13 protein-coding genes are annotated in these 21679 nt (G+C 66.4%); 7 read left to right on the top strand and 6 right to left on the bottom strand.

What is annotated here, in order from left to right:
• From FIV42_RS16965 to FIV42_RS16955, 3 genes are all read left to right on the top strand, one after another.
• Positions 1-1431: an HD-GYP domain-containing protein gene (locus FIV42_RS16965; protein WP_141198842.1), complete on the top strand. Its 1431-nt coding sequence runs from the start codon at positions 1-3 to the stop codon at positions 1429-1431.
• An 80-nt stretch (positions 1432-1511) separates the two neighbouring features.
• Complete coding sequence (locus FIV42_RS16960; protein ID WP_168210717.1) at positions 1512-5417, top strand: protein kinase domain-containing protein; 3906 nt, start codon at positions 1512-1514, stop codon at positions 5415-5417.
• 159 nt (positions 5418-5576) lie between these two features.
• Entirely contained in the window at positions 5577-5846 is a 270-nt protein-coding gene (locus tag FIV42_RS16955) for a hypothetical protein (RefSeq protein ID WP_141198840.1), read from the top strand.
• Positions 5847-5890: 44 nt separating this feature from the next.
• Here FIV42_RS16955 and FIV42_RS16950 read toward each other — a convergent pair whose 3' ends face one another.
• The 3 genes from FIV42_RS16950 to FIV42_RS16940 form a co-directional block, all read right to left on the bottom strand.
• Positions 5891-7381: a sensor histidine kinase gene (locus tag FIV42_RS16950; protein ID WP_141198839.1), complete on the bottom strand. Its 1491-nt coding sequence runs from the start codon at positions 7379-7381 to the stop codon at positions 5891-5893.
• A 121-nt stretch (positions 7382-7502) separates the two neighbouring features.
• Complete coding sequence (locus FIV42_RS16945; protein ID WP_141198838.1) at positions 7503-7868, bottom strand: VOC family protein; 366 nt, start codon at positions 7866-7868, stop codon at positions 7503-7505.
• 121 nt (positions 7869-7989) lie between these two features.
• Complete coding sequence (locus tag FIV42_RS16940; RefSeq protein ID WP_141198837.1) at positions 7990-9381, bottom strand: alginate export family protein; 1392 nt, start codon at positions 9379-9381, stop codon at positions 7990-7992.
• Between the two features lie 300 nt (positions 9382-9681).
• Here FIV42_RS16940 and FIV42_RS16935 point away from each other — a divergent pair, with 300 nt between their 5' ends.
• Together FIV42_RS16935 and FIV42_RS16930 are read left to right on the top strand one after the other, a co-directional pair.
• Entirely contained in the window at positions 9682-11979 is a 2298-nt protein-coding gene (locus FIV42_RS16935) for a DUF1963 domain-containing protein (RefSeq protein ID WP_168210716.1), read from the top strand.
• A gap of 298 nt (positions 11980-12277) precedes the next feature.
• Entirely contained in the window at positions 12278-15547 is a 3270-nt protein-coding gene (locus FIV42_RS16930) for a tetratricopeptide repeat protein (protein WP_168210715.1), read from the top strand.
• 81 nt (positions 15548-15628) lie between these two features.
• On the opposite strand, the gene FIV42_RS16925 is transcribed toward FIV42_RS16930, so the two are convergent.
• The 3 genes from FIV42_RS16925 to FIV42_RS16915 form a co-directional block, all read right to left on the bottom strand.
• Complete coding sequence (locus FIV42_RS16925; protein WP_141198834.1) at positions 15629-16489, bottom strand: hypothetical protein; 861 nt, start codon at positions 16487-16489, stop codon at positions 15629-15631.
• A gap of 76 nt (positions 16490-16565) precedes the next feature.
• Positions 16566-17900 (bottom strand): MATE family efflux transporter, encoded by a 1335-nt coding sequence (locus FIV42_RS16920; protein ID WP_141198833.1) that lies wholly within the window; start codon positions 17898-17900, stop codon positions 16566-16568.
• Between the two features lie 72 nt (positions 17901-17972).
• The gene (locus tag FIV42_RS16915) at positions 17973-19196 is read right to left on the bottom strand and encodes an alpha/beta hydrolase family protein (RefSeq protein ID WP_141198832.1); all 1224 of its coding nucleotides are present in this window, start codon (positions 19194-19196) and stop codon (positions 17973-17975) included.
• 115 nt (positions 19197-19311) lie between these two features.
• Between FIV42_RS16915 and FIV42_RS16910 the strand changes: the two genes are divergently transcribed.
• Both FIV42_RS16910 and FIV42_RS16905 read left to right on the top strand, forming a co-directional pair.
• A complete protein-coding gene (locus FIV42_RS16910) occupies positions 19312-20310 on the top strand; it encodes a TraB/GumN family protein (protein ID WP_141198831.1) in 999 nt (332 codons plus the stop codon).
• The gene (locus FIV42_RS16905) at positions 20297-21553 is read left to right on the top strand and encodes a hypothetical protein (RefSeq protein WP_141198830.1); all 1257 of its coding nucleotides are present in this window, start codon (positions 20297-20299) and stop codon (positions 21551-21553) included. The genes FIV42_RS16910 and FIV42_RS16905 overlap by 14 nt, the downstream gene beginning before the upstream one ends.
• Positions 21554-21679: the final 126 nt, after the last annotated feature.

The following is a 21679-nucleotide window of genomic DNA, read 5'->3' as shown; positions in this document are numbered from 1 at the left end:
ATGGCCGACGACTTCTCCAGCAACAGCGTGCTCTCCGAGCGCGGCGAGCGCGCCGACGACACCAAAGAGGCGCTCGGCCCCCAGATTTGCGGCCACTTCGTCAAGGTTTTGAAGGCGAGCAGCATCTTTAGCATCGACCACGACCAGACCAAGCTGGCCGCCGAGGAGTTCGTCGACTGGGTCGACGCCAAGCTCGCCGAGGAGTCGCAAGAGCGCTTCTGCCTGCAGATGACCGAGCACAACATGTTCCTCGACGGCAAAATCATCCGCATCGACCAGCGCAGCCACGGGCGCATCGCGCCGATTCGCCAGCTCTGCCTGCAGGCGGACTTCAACGAAGTGATCTTTCGCAAAGGCATCACCGGCGGCGAGATGCTGCAGCTGGCCGCCGAGATCAAAAAGGTCGAGAGCGGTCAGCGCGACAGCCTCGATGGCTTCAAGCTCGCCCACCTCGAGTTGACCCTCGTCGCCCCCGAGGAGCAGGACGAAGACGAGGGCGTCGACGACGAGCGCCGCGAGCTCATCGAGCTGTACGCCAGCCTCTTGGTGCGCTGCCGCAACTACTTCGAGCGCATCCGCCACGGCGCCCACCCGTCGGTGACCGACATCAAGCGCATCGTCCAGCAGATCACCGACAGCATCGACGAGCACGGCGACATCTTCGTGGGCCTCATCAACATGAAGCTGTTGAGCGGGCGCGACTTCGTCCACGCGAGCAACTGCGCGGTCTACTCGATGCTGCTCGCCTCGGCGGTCGGCCTCGAGCCGACGATTGTGGTGCGCTGCGGCATGACCGCGCTCGCCCAGGACGTCGACAAATTGAGCGGCACCGCCGAGGTCGCCAGCGAGATCCACGTCGGCGACGAGACCCACTTCCAGACCAACCTGGCCTCAGTCGCCGCGCTTACCCAGACGGGCACCCGCGACGTGCTCAGCGCGCTGCGGCTGGTGACCAACTACGAGCGCGGCTTTCCGTACAACCGCCCGCTGCCGTCGACCTGGTACAACGACGAGATGAGCCCGCACCTGCTCAGCCGCATCGTCGAGATCGCGCGCGACTACGACATCTTGACCCAGGGCTTCGAGGGCCACAGCTCGATGAAGCCCGACCTGGCGCTGCAGACGATGATGCAGAAGATGGGCTCGCACTACGACCCGGCGCTCATGAAGCTGTTCGTCAACCGCCTGGGCATCTTCCCGGTGGGCACCACCGTGCGGCTCAACGACGGGCGCCAGGCGCTGGTCATCCGCAGCTCGCCCATCGACAGCGACAACAAGCTTTCGCACGCCACGCGCCCCACTGTACGCTTGCTCGACGGCACCGAGGAGCTCGTCGACCTGAGCGCGGCGTCGAACAAGGGGCTGTCGATCGAGCGTATCCTCGACGACGACGAGGTCGCCCAGCGTCCCAGCGCCTTCTTGCTGTTCTAATTCGGTGCGGGGGCATCTTGCCCTCGTCGGCAAGAACAGGGATGCACTCGCTCCGAAGGACTCAACATCACCGGACTGTCATGGCTGAACAAGACCCGCTCATCGGGCGCAAACTCGGAGGCAACCTGCGCATCGACCGCCTGCTCGGCCGGGGCGGCATGGGCGCGGTCTACGTGTGCGTCCAAGAGAGCCTAGGCCGCGAACTCGCCGTCAAGGTGATGACCCCCGAGCACGCCCAAAACCCGGTCGCCCCCGAGTACTTTTTGCGCGAGGCGCGCTCGGCCAGCGGGCTTCGCCACCCCAATATCATCCAGATCTACGACTTCGGCGAAGAGGACGACGGCACCCTCTACATCGCCATGGAGCTGGTGCCCGGCCAGCCGCTGACCGACGTCATCAAAGACGAGTTCCCGCTGCCCGCCGAGCGCGTCGTGGGTATCCTCGACCAGACCCTGGCCGCCCTCGAGGAGGCGCACGCCAACCAGATCATCCACCGGGACCTGAAGCCCGACAACCTGATGGTCGAGGAGACCCGCGCCGGAGGCGACTTCGTCAAGGTGCTCGACTTCGGCATCGCCAAGCCCAAGGGCGTCGACGCGGAGGCCGGCCCGCTGACCCGCCAGGGCGCGATCCTGGGCACCCCCGAGTTCATGAGCCCCGAGCAGGCCCGCGGCCAAGCGGTCGACGCGCGCACCGACCTGTTTGCCATCGGCGTCATCCTCTACAACATGCTCACCGACCGGCTGCCGATCACCGGCAAGTCGCTCACCGAGATGTTGATCAACCTCATCCAGCAGGAGCCGCTGGCCCCCTCGGCCGCCCGGACCGACCTGTCGATTCACCCGGGCCTCGAGGCGATCTGCCTGCGCGCCATCAAAAAAGACCCCGACCTGCGCTACCAATCGGCCGCCGACTTTCGGCGCGCGCTCGAGGCGGCCCTCGATGACGCGCCCGCCCCCGAGCCGTCGAAAGACGCCCCGCCGATGTTCGTGTTTCGCAAGCCCGGCAAGTCGGCCGAGCAGCCGCCCGAGCAGTCATCTAAGCCGCAGCCCGAACCCAAGCCCGAGCCGCCTGCTGATCCGCCGTCCGAGAAGGAAAGCAAGCAGACGGCCGTGCTCACCGACGACACCTCGCGACACACCGAGAAGATCGCCTCGCAGCCGACCCAGTTGCAGGTCAAAAAGCCCGAAGCCGACGACAAGCAGCCCGACGACAAGCAGCCCGACGACAAGCAAACCAAGGTGACGCGCGCGCTGGGCGTCGACGTCGAAGGCCTTCGCGAGGACCTGCTCGGCGAGCAGCGCTTCGCCACGGTGCTCGTGGCGCACCAGCGCGCCTCGCGCAAGATCGACGCGCGCGAGCAGGCCGAGCTGCGCGAGGCGGTGCACGACGCCGCCGGCGAGCTCGCCGCCGAGTTCGGCGCGACCGTGGGCACCCGCCGCGGCAACTGTCAGCCCATCTTGTTCGGCCTCGACGAGGCCGACGGCGCCGACGCCACGAAGGCCATCGAGATGGCCCTCGACCTGCGCCGCCGGCTTCGCCACGTCGCCCCGCCGGGCATCACCTTCAGCTACGCGCTCGCCCAGGGCAGCCTGTACGCCCCGTCGGGGAGCCAGCTCGCGCGCTTCGGCGGCGAGCCGCTCGACGACGCCACCGAACTGGCGCGCATGGCCGACGACGAGGCCGTCTTAGTCGCCGACGCAGCGCTCGACGACACGCTGCGCGACACCTACGAGTTCGGCGTCACGCGCGAACTCGACGGCGCGCCCGTGCTCGGCCGCCACAGCATGCGCGGCCACCTCGCGCGCGGCCCCGCCGACCTCATCGGGCGCGACGACGAGCTCGCCAAGCTCCTGGCCGAGCTCGCCCACGTCGCCCGCGGGTCGGGGCGCCTCTTCGGACTCGTCGGCGAGGCAGGCATGGGCAAGTCGGCGCTGCTCGCCGAGTTCGCCAGGCTCGCCCGCCAGCGCGGCTACGAGGTGCTGGGCGCCCGACACCACCGCCCGGGCGCCGAGGGCGTGCGCGACCTGCACCTGCAGTGGCTCGAGGCCTTCGCGTTCGCCTACGGAGGCGCAGGCGGCGCAGGAGAGGACGGCGAGGTCGACCTGGACGCCCTGCTCGAGCGAAAGGGCGTGTCCGCCGAGGCGCGCCGCGCGCTCACCGCGTTTTACCGCGGCCGACTCGACGAATGCTTCGGTGGCGGCGCAGGCGGCGCAGCCGCGCTCGGCGAGGGCCAGGCCAGCGCCGAAGCCGCGGTGCAAGCCGCCTTCCGCCAGCTCGTCGACCGACTCGCCGCCGCCCAGCCCGTGGTGCTCATCGTCGATGGAGTCGACGGCGTCGACCCGGCGTTGGCAAAGATGTACGAGGAGTGGGCGCTGTTCAGCGCCGATCGCGCGGTGCTCTTCGCCACGGCCATGCGCACCGTGGCCGGAAAGGAGCGCGACGCGCTGCCCGACACGGCTTCGGTCGTCGAGATCGGCCCGCTTGGCGAGGGCGCCGAGGCGCTGCTGCGAGCCGCCGCGCCGGCAGGAACCCCGCAGCCCACGCTCGACGCCTTGCTCGAGCTGGCCGGCGGCATCCCGCTGTACCTCGAGCAGCTCGGCCGCCAGCTGCACACCGCCGACGACGTCGACCCCAACAACCTCGACGCCTGGCTCGCCAAGGTCGACACGCTGGGCGGGGCGCTGCGCGCGCGGCTCTTCGCGCAGCCCAAGGCGGTGCGCAACGTGCTGGGCCTTTTGGCGATCGCCGGAAGCGGCACCTCCGCGCACGAGCTCGACGCCATGGCGCCCAGCAAGTGGGCGGTCGACGAGGCCCTGCAGTACCTGTACGACGAAGGGCTCATCCGCGCAGTCGGCGAGGACGCCCGGCTCTACTTCGACCCGCCGATCTTCGAGCGCGTCGTCTACGAGCAGCTCTCCCCCAAGCGCCGCCGACGCGCCCACGCCAACGCCGCCGCGCACTTCGCCAAGCTCGCCGAGCACGCCCAGCAGGCCGACGACGCCGGGCGGGCGCGCCGCTACGAGCTGCAACTGGCCCGCCAACTCGAGGCCTGCGAGAGCTACGAGCGCGCCTTCGGGGTCTACCGTCGGCTGGCCGACGACGCGCTCGCGGGCTTCGCGTTCGAGTCGGCCGAGCAATTTTTGTCGAAGCTCCTCGACGTCGCCACGCACAGGCCGGACGTCTCGCGCGCCGAACGCGCGACCCTCGAGCTCGAGCTCGCCCGCGTCGAGCGCGGCCTTGGCAACGTCGACGAGGCGCTCGACCTGGTGCGCACGGTCTACCGCGACCGCGGCCTCGACGCCCAACTGCAGCACGAGGCGGGCCTCGAGCTGGCCGATTTGTGGCTGGGCAGCGAAGACACCGCGCGCGTCGAGACGATGGTCGAGGGGCTCGTCCAAAAGCTTCGCGACGGCGGCGAGGCGTTCGCCCCCTGGCTGCTGCTTCGCGCCCTGCAGGTGCTCGGCGCCGCCCGCGAAAAACGCGGCAACCTCACCGGCGCCGCCGACGCGCTGCTCGAGGCGGTCGAACGGGCTCAGCGCACCGCCGACGTGTCGCAGAGTCCCTGGCGCCAACGCCTCGTGTGGGAGCCGCTCAACCAACTCGGTCGCATTCGCCTGCGCCTCGAGCAGACCGACGGCGCCGAAGAGCTGTTCGAGCAGGCCCGCCAGGTGGCCGCCGAGGCGAACGACCGCCGCGGCGAAGTCACCGCCCTGGCCAACCTGAGCACCGCCAAGGCGGCCACCGGCAGCTTCGAGCAGGCCTTCGACCACATGGGCCGCGCCCTCGAGCTGGCCGCCGACATCGCCGATCTCCCCGCCCTGGCCAAGCTGTGGCACAACCTCGGCCTGCTCTACGCGCGCCAACGCCGCTGGGAAGAGGCCCGCGACGCCTTCAACGAAAGCCTCGAGCGCGCCCGCGCGACCGGCTGGCGAGAGGGCATTGCCCTGAACAGCGAGCAGTTACGCCGCACGGCGGAGTCTTGAGTCTCGGCGCCGCCGGCGCCACGACCATTCTCGATGACGACACACGTGTTTAAGTTTCCACGTGACTGGGAGTTGCCGGAGTACCGTTTCGTACGCCGGGACTTAATCGTCCGAGAATACGCCCACGATTCGCTCGAACCAAGCTGGCGGGGTACGACGATGTCGAACAACTACAAACCCGATCCATTTCGCGACCTCTTCGATGACAACGAACTCTCGTCGCTATTCGATGACGAGGAAGAGGATCTGGCGACCGGCGAAGACTTCGAGGAGGAAGACCCGTACAAATGCCCGGGCTGCGGGGGGAAGGGGAAATACGTGGGGCTCTTCGAGATCGAAGATCCCTGCCAGGACTGCGGGGGCACGGGCACGGTGCGCCCGCCTTCATCAAACGACGACCGGCCGCGGTTCCCCAAAGCCGGCTCCTGACGACAACCAAACCAATGTTGTGACCAGCGCGCCATTATTTGTCGTTATGTGTCGGCCGCCGGCAGGCGCACCGTAAAGACGGTGCGCACGCCCGGCTCACTGACGAAGTCGATGGTGCCGCCCAGCGACTCTACGATATTTCGCGAGATCGCCATGCCCAGCCCGGTGCCCTCGCCTTCGGGCTTGGTCGTGCGAAACGGCTCGAAGACGATGTCCCGCTCGTCGGCGTGGATGCCTTTGCCGGTGTCGGAGACCTCGACGACGATCTCGTCGCCCTCGCGGCGGGTGACGAGCTTGATTTCGTTGTCCGCCGCCGCTCCCACCTCGATGGCCTGCGCCGCATTGACCACCAGATTCAAGAAGACCTGCGCCAGGCGCGACTCGTTGCCCAGGGCCACCGAGTGGTCGGCATAGTCGCGCGCGACGCTCGCCCGGTGGCGGATCTCGTGGTGGGCCATGTCGACGGCCAGCTCGATGATCGGCACGAGGTCGACCGGGGCGATTTCGCGGGTTTCTTCGTGGCGAGCGAACGTGCGCAGGTCGCGCGCGATGTCGCGCACCCGGTCGGTCCCCTCGCGCGCGTCGTCGAGCGCGTCGAGGGCCTCGAGGAGCTCGCGGCGCATCGACTCTTCGTCGATCTTCGGCTCGTCGCGCTCGATGAGCCCGCGCAAGGTGCGCTGGGCGAAGTCGATGCCCCCGGCCACATAAGTCAGCGGGTTGTTGATCTCGTGGCCCACCCCGGCGGCCAGCGTGCCCACCGCGATCATGCGGTCGGCCTCCATCATCTTGGCCTCCTGGCGAGCCAGGCGGTGCTGGACGACGGCGTGCTCCTCCTGGAAGAGCTGGGCCAGACGCCCCAGGTAGGCGCCGGAGGCGGCCAGCAAAAAGAGCGCGGCCAGAATCGAGGCGGCGCCGATATAGCGCCCCCAGGGAGAGGCCTGGTGGAGCAGCGCGCCGAAGCGCTCTTCGGCCTTCACGAGGCGCTCGTCGAGGAGGTCGAGCCGATGGAGCAATTCGTCGCGCCGCGCCTCGTCGACCTGCCCGAGCTCGAGGAGGCGCTCGGCTTGCTCGCCGAGCTCGAGCAGTTCGCGGACCGCCACGATCGCCTCGCCCCACACCTCCATGGCGGCCGCGGTCTGCGGAATCGCATGGCCGTACTTGAACAGGTCGAGCGCGGCGTCGGTCTCCGAGCGCGTCAGGCCCACTCGGATCGCGTGCGGCCTGGCCGCCTCCCAGTCTTTCGCGTTGACGAAATGCCGCAACTTGGCGTGGGCGCCGTAGAGCTCGTCGGTACTCTCACATGATCTCATCGCCGTCGGGTCGGACTGCTCGATGGTGTCGCGAACACAGCCCACCAGCTGCTTGCGCTCGCCCTTCCAGATCTGCTGGGCGGTCAACCACGAGTGCATCCCGATGCTCGTGTTGAAGGCGAGCACGCCCACATAGCTCAAGCCACCGACCAAGACGAGCAGCGCCGCCACAGCCACCATGCTCTTGGGGCTGAGCCTCTTGAGGCGATTGGTTACTTGTTGCATGGAGTGACTGACTTACTGCGACGGGAAAGCGAGGCGACCTGTCCTCGCCGCGAACTCACTATCGTACAGGAGTCCCCCAGATTGCGTAAGCGACTTATCGGCAGGCAGGTGCAAAAAAACATCAACGAGGGTAGTGGCTTACCGCCACCCGGTTCCCCTCCGGGTCGCGAAAATACGAGCTAAAGCCGGTGCGCTCTTCGATGGGCGAGCCCATCGCCTCGACCCGCGCCTCGAGCGCGCGCCGCTCGTCCTCGTCGCCCACCGCAAACGCCAGCAAAAAGGGCCCCGCGCCCACACCCTCGACCCGGCGCTCGGGCGCTTCGGTATGCTCGACCATCAGAATCGTCGAGTCGATCTCGAGCCAGACGGAGCGCAGCGAGCCATCGTCGTAATGATGGCGAGTCTTTTCGGAGAGTTCGAAGAGGTCGGCGTAGAAGGCGGCGACGCGTTCGACGTCGCGTGCGCCCAGGGCGATGTGGTGGAGCATTGACGCGGTCTTGTGTCGTGGAGCGCCTTCGGCGCAGTCGTGAGTCTTGGGGTCGTGGGTCGACGTTCGGGAATCTAGCAAGATCGAACGTGCTACGCCAAGACCCCAAGACCGGGGCCTTTTAGAACACTGCGTTCATCTGCAGGTACACCCAGTTCGCCACGCCGTCGGGCTCCTCGCCGGAGGAGATGCCGTCGGAGGGGACGAAGAGGCCGTGGCCCACGCCCAGATCGAGGATCTCGGTGAGCTTGGCGGAGGCGACGGTGTCGAACTCGAGGCCGACGGTCTCCGATTCGGGCTCGAGGCGGTTGAAGTAGTGGACCGACTCGCGCAGCTTGAACTGGCCGGTCTTGAAGCTAAAGCCGCCTTTGATCTCTTGGACGTTGCTGCGCGGGCCGATGATGTCCATCAGGCCCATCCACTTGTGGGCGGTGGGGTAGAATTGAAAGTACGCTTCGTTGGTGTCGGCGGTGTCCGGGTCGTCGCCGGTCGCGCGCGAATAGCCCACGAAGAGGCGCAGGGCGGCCGGCTCGTAGACCGAAAAGCCCAACTCGGTGTCGATCATCCAGGCGCTCAGGTCGACGGTGTCGTCGGTGCACTGGCCCGAGGGGCCGGGCAGGCAGCGCGAGCCGAGCTCGTAGACGCCTTCGGCCAGGCCGTCGACGAGGCCCCATTTGCCGGCGAGGCGGGCGCCCAGACCCAGCAAATTGCGGGTGTTGGGCTGGTCGTCAGAGAGGTCGTCGATCTGGACGTCGTACAGCGCGTACAGGTCGATCTCGTCGAGCGCCGGTTGGGCGACCTCGCGGATCTTGAAGTAGGCGCCGGTCAGCCAGGCGTCCTGGTTGAACAGCGAGACGTCCTCGAAGGCGGGATTCTCGAAGCCGACGTTGTAGCGGCCGGCGAAGACGTCGACGCCGAACGCGTCGGAGGGGTAGAACCCGAAGCGAAGCGCGTCCCAGGCGCGTCCGACCTGGGTCCAGCCGACGGTGCCGAGCACGCGGTGCTCACCGTAGGCGAGTTGCTGGCGGCCGGCGCGCACCCACCAGGTGTCGGAGGGCTTGTATTGCAGCCAGGCCTGGTGGGCGAAGAGCACCGGATCAGTGAGCGCGTTTCCGCCGAAGAGACCCCACTCGACGGCGTGTTGGATCTGGAGCAGCGCGCTGACGTCGCCGGCTTTGGCACCGACGCCCAGCCGGCTGCGTTGGCTGACCGAGCTGATCGTGTCGCCCGGGGGCGCGTAAATACCCCGGTAGCGAAGCTCGTCGTCCGCCAACCCGAAGCTGTGATTGTCGCGCAGCTCCAGGCGCGGGCGAAGCTGGGCGTTGAAGCTCCACTCGACGGGGGCGTCTTGTTCGGCGGCTTGTTCTCGAGCCGTCTCGGGCTGGACGGCCTGGGGTGGAATCTCTTCTGGCTGAACCTTCTCCTGAGCTTGCAGGGGCGTGCTAAAGGTGCCCGCCGCGAAGACGAGCGCGAGGGCGAGGGGGACTGGCGAGAATCTCGAACCGTACTGCATTTACTACCTCCTGTTCGGACAAAACCGCACCTAGCATAAGCATTCAGTGCCCGGTGGATATGACATGGATCACCTGGATGCGCAAAAATGCGATCAATTACGTTTAAAATCGAAGTGCACACAAACTACGCGCGTGCAGGAGGTTGTAAAACGCGCAGCTATCGGGGCGATCGGCACGCCTGGGTGGCCACCAGGCTGGAAAGTCTGCGGCGCGTGAAGCGACGGCGAGGGTAGAAATTCGCAGACCGGGCAGCTATGGTTTGCGTATTACAAACTCTTTGGAAATCGAGCGAGTCAACCATGAATGCATGGACGCCAATGAACGGGCGACGGCCGCCGAAGACGGCCAACGGCCACTCGAGCATGGTCTACGACGAGACACGCGAGCAGCTCTTGCTCGTCACTCCCGGCGAAGGCATCGAGGTGTGGGGATGGGACGGCGCGGGCTGGGAGACGATCACCGACGGCCTCGTGCCGAACGCGCCGTCGTCGCGCCCGCTCGCCGCGTTCGGCCTATGCGACACGTATATCTTCGTGCCCGGCGACGGCCATATGCGCGTGGTCCGGCTCGGCGCGCCCTATCACGTGCAGCTCATCGACGTGACCGAGCTGGCGCGGTGGGGCTACAGCCACGGCACCGCCGGCTTCGACGCCGAGTCGACATGCTTCTGGGTGCACGTCACCGACTACGAGGGCGGGACGACCTTTAGCTTCGATGGGGAGCGACTCGAGAAGCTCGTCGACGGCCCCGCGCTGATGAGCGGGTGCTGGGACGCCGCCAACGGACGGCTCGTGGGCATCGACATCGAGGACACGCTATATGCCTTCGACGGCGAGGCGTGGACGGTGCTGCACGCCGAGCATATGCCGACGAGCTCGGATATCGGCTACGACACAAGCCGCGATAGGCTCTTTCGGCTGGTCGCCCACTCGGACGAAGGTATGCGTCTGCACGAACTCGCCGGGGGCGGCTGGCAGCCGACCGACCGCGAGATGCGCCCGCTGATGGCCAGCGCGGTGGTCGGGTTCGACAAAGGACGCGGCGAGCTGGTGAGCTACGGCGGCCAAGACTTTCGCAAGGGCGCCGACTGGAGCGACGAGACGTGGGTGAGCGACGGCGGCGACCTGGTCAACACGGCCAGCGAAGCCGACCGGCTCGAGCTTGGCCGCCATACCACTCCGGTGCAGCTCGACGGCAAGCTCGTCGCCATCAATCACAGCACGCTGGCCGCCGACGCGCTCGGAGTGGGCGGCTGGGAGGTGCTGGTAGACCCGGTCGATAGCCACGACGCCGACCTCGGCCCGCTGCGCCACAGCCGGCTGTACGACCTGTCGGTGAACTTCGCCGCCGGCGACGACACGCTCTACATGCTCGACGGCGACGGCGGCCTGTGGACGAGCTCGGCCGGGTCGAAGTGGCGCCAACTCTGCGGCCCGGGGCGCGGACCCAACGGCCACTACGCCCGCCGCGTCGCCATGGCCTTCGACGCGGCCCGCGAGCGCCTGGTTTTGTTTGGCGGCGTGGAGTCGAACACGACGTGGGTCTTCGGCCAGAAGGGCTGGCAGGAGTTCGACGACGAAATTCGGCCTATCCACGGCGTCGCCTCCGCCGTGTCGACGCCCGAGGGCGTCTACCTGCTCGCCGGCCCCGATCTGTGGCTCCTGGAAGAAACGTGTTGGCGGTGCGTCGCCTCCGACCCCGACTGGCGTGGCGCCCATCTCTGCTACGACTCGAAGCGAAACGCCCTGCTCTCGTTCGGCGAAGACGGAGACGGCTGGAGGCTGGGAGTCTGGGTGGATGACGCCTGGCGCAACGTCGCAGCGCTGCCCGACGACGTACGCCTCGCGACGCCCTATTCAGGAGACGCCGAGGTGGGCGTCGATCCGCAGGGCGACCGCGTGGTGATTCTCGACAAGTCGATGTTCTGGGCGTTGGACTTGTCGGCCTGCGAGCTCTCCGACGCGACGCTTCCGACCGGTGAGTGTGAGCCGGCGCGGGCGACAACCCCGGCGCCGGAGGGCGACATGGTCGACGCCGTCGCGCTCGTGACGACCGACGGCGAGCCACGCCACGCCCGCGAGTTGGGCCTCCAGCTGGTGATCCCGAAGGAATGGCGCCTGGTCGCCACCATCCCCAACCACCCGGTCGTCACCGCCATGGAGGGCTTCGGCGGACTCGCCGTGCTGATGCATCCGCAATGGTGGAACCAGGACTTCGAGCCGTGGCGACTCGGCGGCGGTGGCATCGAGGTCGTCTTGCTCGCCGAAGAGCCGCCACTGTTGGTCGCCGATCCCTACGACGACAACATGATGGTGCCGGCCGACACCGTCGCGTTCCGCGAACTCTCTCCTGCCCTGCAAAGCCAGTACAACACCCTGCCCGACGCACAGCTCGACCGCGCCTACGGCACCAAGCTGGGCGGGTTTCCGCGCTACGTCCAAGACGACGTGCTCGAATATTACGAGGGCGACGACCACCCGCAGTTCGTGCTGCAACTACGCGCCGACGTCTTCGACTGCATGTTCGGGGATTTCGGGGCGGCGTACGTGTTCATCAACGAATATGGGGTGGGCAAGGCGGTGATGCAAAGTCATTGACCTTGCATTTGTCAGCCTTGCATTCGTGTCGTATGCTACATCAAAATATTTACCTCCTCGATCGAGCTCTCCGGGCGATACCGCCCCGGCAGGTCTTGCTCAAACGAGCTCTTCACTTCCACCCTGATGGGGGATCTACGTGCGTTTCGAAGCCCTTCGAAGTCTTGCTCTTTTATGCCTGATGATTTGCATGGTGGCGCTGTCGGCTTGCCGATCGTCCTACTCCTACCTTCGCGCCAATGAGCGCCCGCTCGACGAGGTCTGCCCATCGGGCGCCACACCCTCGAGCGAGCTCTTGATGGAAGACAAATGCGGCGTCAAGCTGACCCGCATGACAGGCGAAGCCGCGTGTAGAGCGGGAGATGGCCTCGGGTGCACCACCGCCGCGGTGCTCTCGTTGAGTTCAGTGGGGCTGTCCAAAGCGATCAGCCAACAGGCGCTCGCCAGCAACAACGACCATGCCTATAGGCTCGCCAAGCAGGGGTGCGACTTCGGCAACGAGACGAGCTGTCTGCTGCAAGCGCAGATGATGCTGCAGAGTTCCTCCCAGCAAGAGCAAGCTCGCGGCTTCCGGTTGATGGACCGCAGCTGCAAGGCGGGCATGGGCTCGATCTGCCACACCCTGGGCACCATCTTCGAAGAGTACGCTACCGCGCCGCGCGAGAAGCAAGATGCGTTCGACTACTATCGTCGAAGCTGCGCGGCGGATTACGCCGAAGGCTGTTTCCGCCTCGGCAAGATGTGGGAGACCGGCTTTGGCACCTCGACCAACCTGTCGAAGTCCAAAGAGAAGCTCCACGCGGCCTGTGACCTCAATCACGCCAAAGCGTGCGCCAGCGTCGACCGCGAGCCGCCCAAGGATGACGAGGAGCTGCTCGCCGAGTGGGCGGCGATCACCAATCAGTCGTTCATCGACATGGCGCTGGCCGGCTGCAAGAACGGCTTCAAGCACGGCTGCACGTTCGCCGGCCGACTCATCGAGCGCGGCGAGATTCGCGGAAGGTACGTCGGTGACGAGCATGCAGTGGCATTGTTCCGCGCCGGTTGTGCCCAGGGCTCTCCCGAGAGCTGCTATCACCTGGCGCAGAAGACCTTCCGAGGCGAAGGGCTCGAGGCGAACACCGTCACCGCCTCCAAGCTCGCCCACAAGGGCTGCAAGGCGGGTTCGAACGACGCGTGCGACCTGTACCGCGACCTCAAATACAGACTCTTCGAGCCGAAGGAGGCCTCCAAGTACGCCGATCACTGCGAAGACGACAAGAAGCAGGAGCGCGGATACGCCTGCTATCTGTCCGCCAAGGCCTACGGGTACGGCGTGAACTTCGACGCCGACGAGGAGCGCGCGCTCGAGCTGCACGAGAAGGGCTGTGCGCTCGACTACGCCGACTCGTGCGAAGCTGCGGGCGACCTGCTCGTCGAGTCGGACGAGAAGCGCGCGTTGGGGATGTACCGCAAGGGGTGTGACGGCGGCGCGGACAAGGCCTGCCACGTGCTCGGCAGTCGGTACGCCAAGGGCGACGGGGTCGAAAAGGACGTCACCCGCGCGGTCGACTATCTCGAGAAAGCCTGCACGCGTGGCCTTGGCGACGCGTGTGGCGAACTCGGCGACTTTTACGCCGACGGCGAAGGGGCCGACAAAGACGAGGCTCGCGCCGAGCAGATGTTCCGAAACGGATGCGCCAACGGCCATATCCGCTCGTGCACCCGCCTCGCCCAGTTCTACCTTCGGGCGAACTCCGAGGAGAGCTTTCGCCAGGCCATCCAGCTCTATGAATTTGCGTGCACCAACGAAGAGCCGGAAGCGTGCGACGATCTGGGAAGCATCCACGCTTCGCTCGACGACGAGGAGTCACATATCGAAGCCGCCGACTACTTCGAGAAGGCGTGCTTGATGGACTTCGGGAGGGGGTGCTCGAACTTCGCCTCGCGCTACTACTTCGGCGTCGGCGTCGAGAAGGACCGAGAGAAGGCCGTCGAGTTGTATCGGCGCTCGTGCACGCAGGGCTTCGAGACCGGTTGCTACCGCCTCGCCAGCATCTACGAAGCCGGTGAGGACGTAGACCGCGACGCCAAAAAGGCGCTCGAGTTGTACGAGGCGGCCTGCAAAGACGAGCATGTCGACTCGTGCCGCTCGGTCGCGCGCATGAAGCTCAACGGGACGCAAACAGCCTACCAGCCCGAGGTGGCCAAGAAGTACCTGACCAAGGCGTGCAACCTGGGCAGCGACGCCGCGTGCATCGACGTGGCCAACCTGGTCACCCGCGGCGTTCACGTCGAGCAGTCGCTCGAGGACGCCGTCGGGTTCCTGTCGACCGGTTGTGAAGCCGATGGAGCCACCTCGTGCTCGAAGCTCGCCGACCGGCTCCGGTTGGGCATGGGCGCCCCGGCCGATCCGAAGCAGGCGTCGACGAAGGCCAAACGCTCCCTCGACATCGTGCGCAACAACTGTGAAGACGGCGTCTACGGCCACTGCGATTGGGCGGCGCACCTGATCGCCCATGGAGATGGCGACAGGACCGACTTTTCAGCCGCACGCGAGTACCTTCGCAAGAAGTGCGACGAGGACATCGCCAGCGCCTGCATCGAGATCGGTGAGCAGAAGTCGACAGGAGAGCTCTTCCCGCGCGACCGCCAGAAGGGGGTCGATAAGTTGGTCGCCCTGTGCAAGGACAGCGATCTCGAAACGGCGTGCTACGAAGCCGCCTACTTCATGAGGTTCGGCCACAGCGACGAGCTCGATTTGACCCGTTCGGTCGACCTGTACCAGAGCCTGTGCGACGACGATAATCCGGTGGCTTGCCGCGCCGTGGGCACGGCATATCTGCACGGGCTGGGCGTCGATCGTGACTACACGCGGGCGGTCAACACGTTGGCAGACACGTGCACCGCCGACGAGAGCACCGGCTGCCTGAGCTACCTGGCCGCGTTGATGATGAGAGGCGACTCTGCCAAGGCCAAGCCGCTGGCCCAGCGCAGCAAGAGCGCGTGTGAGCGAAACAACGCCACCGGCTGCATCCAGCAAGGCGAGCTACTCTCCCACGGCGTGGCGGTCGGGCGCGACCTGACCAAGGCGATCGAGATGTTCGAGCGAGCTTGCGAGATGGGCGAGTTCAACAGCTGCGCGCGCGCCGAGGCGCTTCGCGACCACCAAACTCGCCTCGAGAAGGCCGACGCGGAGGCGCTGATCGAGCAATGCGAGCAGAAAGACGACGCGACGGCTTGTGTGGTGTTGGGGCTTGCCAACGAGTATGGCATCGGCGCGAAGGCCTCGTTCGACGCGGCCGCCACACGCTACGAGCAGGCGTGTGAGGCCGACGAGAAGCTGGGCTGCCAGCTTCGCGTGGCGATGGACCTCCACTCCAAGAAGCCGCTGACCGGCGACGCGGTCTACGACTTGTCCAAGAAGGCGTGCGCGCTGGGTTCGGGCGAGTACTGCTACGGACGCGGAGTCGGCCTCTCGAACCACGACTGGGATGCCGGCGTCGAGATGGTCGGACGCGCCTGCGGCGAGGGCGTCGAGCGAGCGTGTCTGTGGATGACCGCCAACGGGGAATCCGTCGGCGAATGAGATTTGCAGCCCCCAGCTTCGGTCGCGCTATGCGCGACGGAGCTGGGGGAACTGTTCGCAACGAGCCAGGGGTCGAGGGGCTTACGCCATGTCGGCGAGTTGATAGGCCATCTCTTCGACCTGCTCGTACGACTCGGCCACGAAGAAGACCTCCTGGGGCGCGTCGTAGTCGATGCTGAGCTGGCGGATCTTCTCGATGCTGAACGGGTGCTTCTCGACGGTCGGGTCGACCGAGCGAAGTAGATCTTGGATGCCGCCGTTGTTGCCGGCGCCGAAGATCTTGAGCTCGCCGTCCTCGCGAATGAGCCCGTACTCGACGGTGTACCAGTAGAAGAGCCCGATGAGGTCGAGCAGGTCGTCGTTGCCGGCCTCGACGGCGGCCTCGGCGGCCTTGCCGATGGCGACCGACATCTCGACGAACTCGGGGTGCATGAACATCGGCGCGTGGCCGCGAAGCTCGTGGACGATGTCGGGCTCGGGGGTGAAGAACGGGTAGGAGTGGTGGCGCACGTACGGCGTGCAGCGCATCACCTTCTGGCCGAGCATCGGCAAGAACTCCGACTTGTCCAACAGACCGCCGACGGGGGCGAGCATAAAGCCGGTTTCGGCTTCCATCTTCGCCGAGACCTGGTCGAGCTGCGGAACCTCGCTGACCGGCAGGTCGAGCTTGTCGCGCCCCTCGAGGAAGGCCTTGCACGAGTAGTGATCTTGGAGACGAATGAGCACCTCGGAGACCAAGCGCCAGGTGGTGTGCTCGTCGTCGGTGTATTCGTATCGCGGGATATTCGGCCACGCCTCTTCGGAGGCGCCGATCAGCTCGTCGAGACGAGCCCGATACTCCTCGTCGTGGGCGCCCGGGTAATTCGTCTGCACGATGCTGCCGTACTCTTCACGCGCAAACGGGATGTCCTCGAGAAACGTGCGGTCTCGGCGTTCGCTCATGGTCTGACTCCTCGCCAACTCGTTAAGTTTGTAGTGTTTAATCGGCCTTCCTTGTAGCGCGCGCGGGGCGTGTTGTCTACCTCGGGACGTCGTCAGGTTTGGCGAAAACACGCCGTCGAGCGTAGGGCACGCCGAGCGTGACCACCCGCACCAACATCAACGCGGTGATGCCCCACCACACGCCTTCGAGCCCCCAGCCCATCGGCCGGGTGAGCAGGAGCACGGCGACCGCTCCCGCCGCCGATACGACCATCGCCTTGGCCAGAAAGCCGAACTTCTCGGCGCCCATGTAGATGCCGTCCCACACGAAGACGACGCCGTTGATCGGCTGCAAGACGGCCACGAAGATGAAGATGTCCATCACACGGGCGACCGTCTGGGCCTCGTCGGTAAAGAGGCCCGGCAAGACCGGGCGGAGCGCGGCGAACCCCAGCGCGAGCACCGCCCCCACGCCCAATCCCCACTGCAACAGCCTGTCGGAGACGTCGCGGGCCTCGTCGACGTCGCCCGAGCCCAGATGCTTGGCCACCAGCGCCTGGGCGGCGACGGCGAGCGCGTCGACCACGAGCGCCAAGAAGCCCCACAGCTGATTGGCGACCTGGTGGGCGGCCACGGCGACCACGCCCACGCGGGCGGCGACCGCGGTGGCCAAGGTCATCGTGCCCACCAGCGCGCCCGTGCGGAGCAACAAGCTGCTGCCGATGCGCAAAAAGGGCAGCATCTGCTCGAGCGTCGGGCGCACCAGCTCGATGCCGAGCTCCTCGCGGCGCGACTTCAGCAGCAGCCACACGAACGTCAGCGCCCCCAGCCACTGCGCGATCACCGTGGCGGTCGCCGCCCCGGCGATGCCCCAGCCGAGCCCGAAGATCAAGATGGGGTCGAGAACCAGGTTGACCAGATTGAGCGCGATGGTCACGACCATCGCCGTGCGCGTGTCCTGGTAGCCGCGAAACGCCCCGTGGCCGACGTTGAGCAACAAGACCGCGGGTCCGGCGAACGCGCGGATGCGCAGGTAGGTCATCGCCGGCTCGCGCAGTTCACCGGTGGCCCCCATGAGGGTGAGGATGGGGCCGGCGAAGATCTGGAGCAGGGCCAGCGCGAGCGCCCCGGCGGCCAGGGCCAGCGTAAACGCCTGGATGACCACCTGCCCGGCGGCCTTTCGGTCGCCGCGCCCGAGCGCATTTCCCACCCTGGGCGTGGTGCCGTAGGCCAGGAAGTTGAAGATGACGAACGTCATCGCAAAGAGCGACGCGTTGATGCCCAGCGCGCCCAGCGGGGCGGTGCCGAGCTGGCCGACGAAGGCGGTGTCGACCAGCGAGACGAGCGGGTCGACCGCCAGGCTGCCCAGGGCGGGCACGGCCAGGCGCAGGATTTCGGGGTCGTGTTTGTGGCGTAAGGCGGAGAACTTCATGGCCCCTGAATTAAGCCATCATGCCGTTGGTTTCAACAAGCTGCCGTTGGTTTCAACAAGCTGCCGTTGGTTTCAATCGGCGTAGTCTTCGACCAAATCGCCAAAACACTGCGACGCTGCTTCGTCGAGGCTGGTAGGCTCGCCGTCCAGGCCCAGCGCAAAGCGAAGCTCGGCGGTGGCGAAGTGATGGAAAACGGGCCACGAGGCCTGCGGGGCGAGTTGGTCGTCGCGGCAGCCGTCGGAGGCCAGGCCGACGACCACCGGGTTGACGCTGACGCCGTTGTCCTGGGCGATCTGCAGGATGCCGCCGGCCTCTTGGCCGATGAGGCAGATGTCGGAGAAGGCCAGGTGGCCGGCCCCGGCGATCGACAGGTACAGCTTGGGCGCGGGCTGGTCGTCCCAGAAGGAGCGGATGCCGCCAGGCGAGACGAGGCCGTCGTCGCCGCCTGCGATATGCACTTGGCGTGCGTCGACGCCGGTGGGGTCCTCGCCGCCGACGCCGAGCGCCGGAGCCAGGCCGACGACCGAGACGATGCGCTCGTCCTGCGCGGCCGTGGCGAGCGCGGCGCGGCCGCCTGCGGAGTGGCCGGTGGCGCCGACCTCGTCGAGCTTCAGGTGGCCTTCGAAGAAGCCGTCCGCCTCGGCGTCGGCGCCCTCGAGCCAGTCGAGCGTGCCGACGAGCGCGCCGATATCCTCGGTGCCGGTGAAGTTGATGTTGTTATTGAGCACCGCCTCCAGGCCACGCTCGGGATGCTCGGGGGAAGCGACGACGAAGCCCCACGAGGCCAGATGCGTGGTGTACTCGGTCGACTGCATCCGATAGCCGGCAAACCCGTGGCTGAAGAGGACGACCGGATGCTCCCCGTCGGCGATGGCCAGGTCGCGATAGGCGTCGGTGGTGTAGGTCGTCGGCGCGTCTTCGGGGATCTTGTCGCGTTCGTCGTCAGGTAGCCAGTCGCGAAGGTCGTAGGTGACGGGCGACTGGTCGTCGGACGGGGCCTCGGCGGCCGGATACCAGATCTCGACCGGCGCGCCGTCGATCTCGACGGTCGTCACGCCCACCGCATTGGGGCCGGCGACCGCATAGGGCGCACATTCGGCGTAGGTCGACGGGTCGGGCACTTGCGAAGCGTCGGCGTCTGCCTGTGCATCGCCCTCCCCACCGTCACCGACCGCGTCGACCGTGACATCACCGGCGTCGCTGACTCCGCTATCCTGCGGATTGGAGATGTCATCGTCGTCACAGGCGACCAGCGCGAAACCGATAAGCAGACAAACGAGGGGCATCTTGTTCATTTCGGCGCGTCCGCGTAGAGAGTTCTGTAAGTGATATTAAGATGCACGACACGCCCTTTGTGGTGCAAGAGGACGTGTCGTACACTCGCCGCACACTCTCGACCCGGATGATTTCGTGCAACGACGACTCTTCATACTCCTGATCGCCTTCGCCCTCTCCTTTGCCGGCTGCGACAAGCAGCAGGCTCAGAAGACCGACGCGCCCGCCGAGGAGGTGGCCGACACCCAGATGGTGGGCGCGCCCGAGGAAGCACCGCTCGAGGCCGAGCCCGACACAGAGCCGACCGAGCAGGCGACCGAGCAGCTCATCGAGCGCGCACTCCTGTGGAAGGTCGAGGGGCCCAACGGGCCGCTGTACCTGTTTGGCACGATTCACGGGGGCGTCGAAGGCCTGACGTGGGAGGCTTTTCCGCCTCCAGCCAGGCAGGCGCTCGACGCATCGAAGGTGGTGGTGCTCGAGGCGAACTTGGCCGACGTGAATCAACAGGAACTCGCCAACACAATGATGCTTCCGAGCGGCAAGTCGCTCGAGAAGATGCTCGGCGAAGAAGCGTTCGACGACCTCTCGAAGGCCACCGGCCAGATGTCGGTCATCCTCGACCGCCTGCAGCCGTGGGCGGCCTACTCCGAGCTGAGCCGAAAAATGATTGGAGGCGGCGCGGCGGTCGACAAGATGGTCGAGGAGAGCGCCCGCGCGCAGTCCAAGGAGCTCGTCTACCTCGAGGGCGTCAAAGAACAGATCGGCTTGCTGCAGAAGGCGGTCGACGCCGAGTTGCTGCGCTACATGGTGGAGACCCGCGAGGATCAAAAGAAGCTGCTCGACGAGCTTATCGCCGCCTATCAGGCCGGCGACGCCGACAAGTTGGCCAAGGTCGCCTTCGACCCTCAGGAGATGGAGCGCCACCCGAAGATGTACGAAGTTCTGTTCGACCGGCGAAACAAGGCGTGGGTCGGCGAGCTCGAAAAGCTCGTGCAGCGCGGCGATGTCTTCGTGGCTGTCGGCGCGGGCCACCTGGTCGGCGACAACAGCGTGATCGCGATGCTCGAGAAGAAGGGACACGAGGTCGAGCGAGTTTCGGCGGCAGACAACACAGAGAGCGATGATGCGAAGTGATGCGCGAGTTCTCTTGGCGCTTCTGACGGCGGCCGCGGCGATATTCGGCGCGGACTCGGCGGTAGCGCAAGACTGCACGGCCGCCGACGCCGACGTCTTCAGCACGGCGCGTCGAGCGCGCACGATCGTCTCGGATTATAACGAGATGCATCGCATCCACCGCGCAGATCTGGCGCGAAACGAGGCGTTCGCCCGCGAGACCGACCAAGAACTTCCGTGGCGATTCGACCTCGCCGGCATCGTCGGCACGCGGTCGACCTACGGGTTCGAGGTGTGCACCAACGAAGGGACAAAGAGCGCCAGCGTCAGCCCGATCTACGCCGGCGGCATCTTCAGCCTCGACTTCTACAACGCAGGCTTCGGCGTCGAGGCCTTCGCGCTGCTGGTCAGCGACGCGCTGAAAGTCTCGCCGACCGAGGAGCAGACGCGCACCGAAGACGGCGGCTTTCGCGACCCCGTCGGCCTCGCCAGCGTCAACACCCAGGAGACGATCTACGGCGGCCGCCTCACCCTGCACGACTGGGGCTCGTTGGTCATGGCAGGGATCGAGACCCATCCGCTGACCAACAACGCCGGCGTCGACGGGGTGGTGCTGCAACTGCCGGAGACGCCGCACACTACCGACGGGCGCATGTACGTCGGACTGGGGAGCCCCTACGGCGACACCTCGCTGCACCTTGTCTTCGCACCGGGCGACGTCGCCACCGATATCATCGAGCTTCGCGCCGACGCCGTGCCCTTGCCGGCCGACGTCGACACGCTGCTCGGCGCCGATGCCAGGGGCGTGGTGGGCGCCGCCTATATCGAAGACGAGTCGCAGGTGGCCCTCGATCTGGGGCTCGCCGACGCCTTCGGGTTCCTGACGCTCGTCGCGGCCACCGAGTTCAACCCGGTGCGCCTCCGCAAGGTGCGCGGCCGCGTCGACTGGGACGGCGGACCGGAGATGATCCTTCGCGACGAGAACCCCGAGACCGGCGAAGAAAACGCCATGCGCCTGGCCCTCGACTTGGGCGCCTTTGCCGAAGTTTCGTATTTCAACTCACGCCACCTCGAAGACGAGACCGGCCGCGACCACGTCTGGGGCACGGCCTTCGGCGCCACCTTCCGCCCCGACGCGATCATCCTGATGACCCAGATCGACTTCTGGTTCGGCGTCAACCGCCCGTCAGAGCTCGCCCGTGTCAGCGAGTTCGTCGATCACTGGCAAACGGGCGTGCGAGTACACGGGCGCTTCGGGTTGTAATTACCATTTTTGAAGCAAAAAAGGGTCTGCTATACTCGAAACAAATGGCGTTTCCCGAAGAAATACAGGCACTTAAGATGAATAATTCGAAATCTCTCCTTGTCCTTATTCTGCCCTTCTTCTTTG

Source organism: Persicimonas caeni (assembly GCF_006517175.1).
In the GTDB taxonomy this organism is placed as follows: Bacteria; Myxococcota_A; Bradymonadia; order Bradymonadales; family Bradymonadaceae; genus Persicimonas; species Persicimonas caeni.
The sequence above is the reverse complement of the archived record's forward strand: the minus strand, read 5'-3'. Positions and strand labels throughout refer to the sequence as shown.

Bases quoted from the DNA above. Each gene is read 5' to 3' on its own strand.
- FIV42_RS16965 (WP_141198842.1), top strand. From the start codon at position 1: ATGGCCGACGACTTCTCCAGCAACAGCGTGCTCTCCGAGCGCGGCGAG.
- FIV42_RS16960 (WP_168210717.1), top strand. From the start codon at position 1,512: ATGGCTGAACAAGACCCGCTCATCGGGCGCAAACTCGGAGGCAACCTG.
- FIV42_RS16955 (WP_141198840.1), top strand. From the start codon at position 5,577: ATGTCGAACAACTACAAACCCGATCCATTTCGCGACCTCTTCGATGAC.
- FIV42_RS16950 (WP_141198839.1), bottom strand. From the start codon at position 7,381: ATGCAACAAGTAACCAATCGCCTCAAGAGGCTCAGCCCCAAGAGCATG.
- FIV42_RS16945 (WP_141198838.1), bottom strand. From the start codon at position 7,868: ATGCTCCACCACATCGCCCTGGGCGCACGCGACGTCGAACGCGTCGCC.
- FIV42_RS16940 (WP_141198837.1), bottom strand. From the start codon at position 9,381: ATGCAGTACGGTTCGAGATTCTCGCCAGTCCCCCTCGCCCTCGCGCTC.
- FIV42_RS16935 (WP_168210716.1), top strand. From the start codon at position 9,682: ATGAATGCATGGACGCCAATGAACGGGCGACGGCCGCCGAAGACGGCC.
- FIV42_RS16930 (WP_168210715.1), top strand. From the start codon at position 12,278: ATGGAAGACAAATGCGGCGTCAAGCTGACCCGCATGACAGGCGAAGCC.
- FIV42_RS16925 (WP_141198834.1), bottom strand. From the start codon at position 16,489: ATGAGCGAACGCCGAGACCGCACGTTTCTCGAGGACATCCCGTTTGCG.
- FIV42_RS16920 (WP_141198833.1), bottom strand. From the start codon at position 17,900: ATGAAGTTCTCCGCCTTACGCCACAAACACGACCCCGAAATCCTGCGC.
- FIV42_RS16915 (WP_141198832.1), bottom strand. From the start codon at position 19,196: ATGAACAAGATGCCCCTCGTTTGTCTGCTTATCGGTTTCGCGCTGGTC.
- FIV42_RS16905 (WP_141198830.1), top strand. From the start codon at position 20,297: ATGATGCGAAGTGATGCGCGAGTTCTCTTGGCGCTTCTGACGGCGGCC.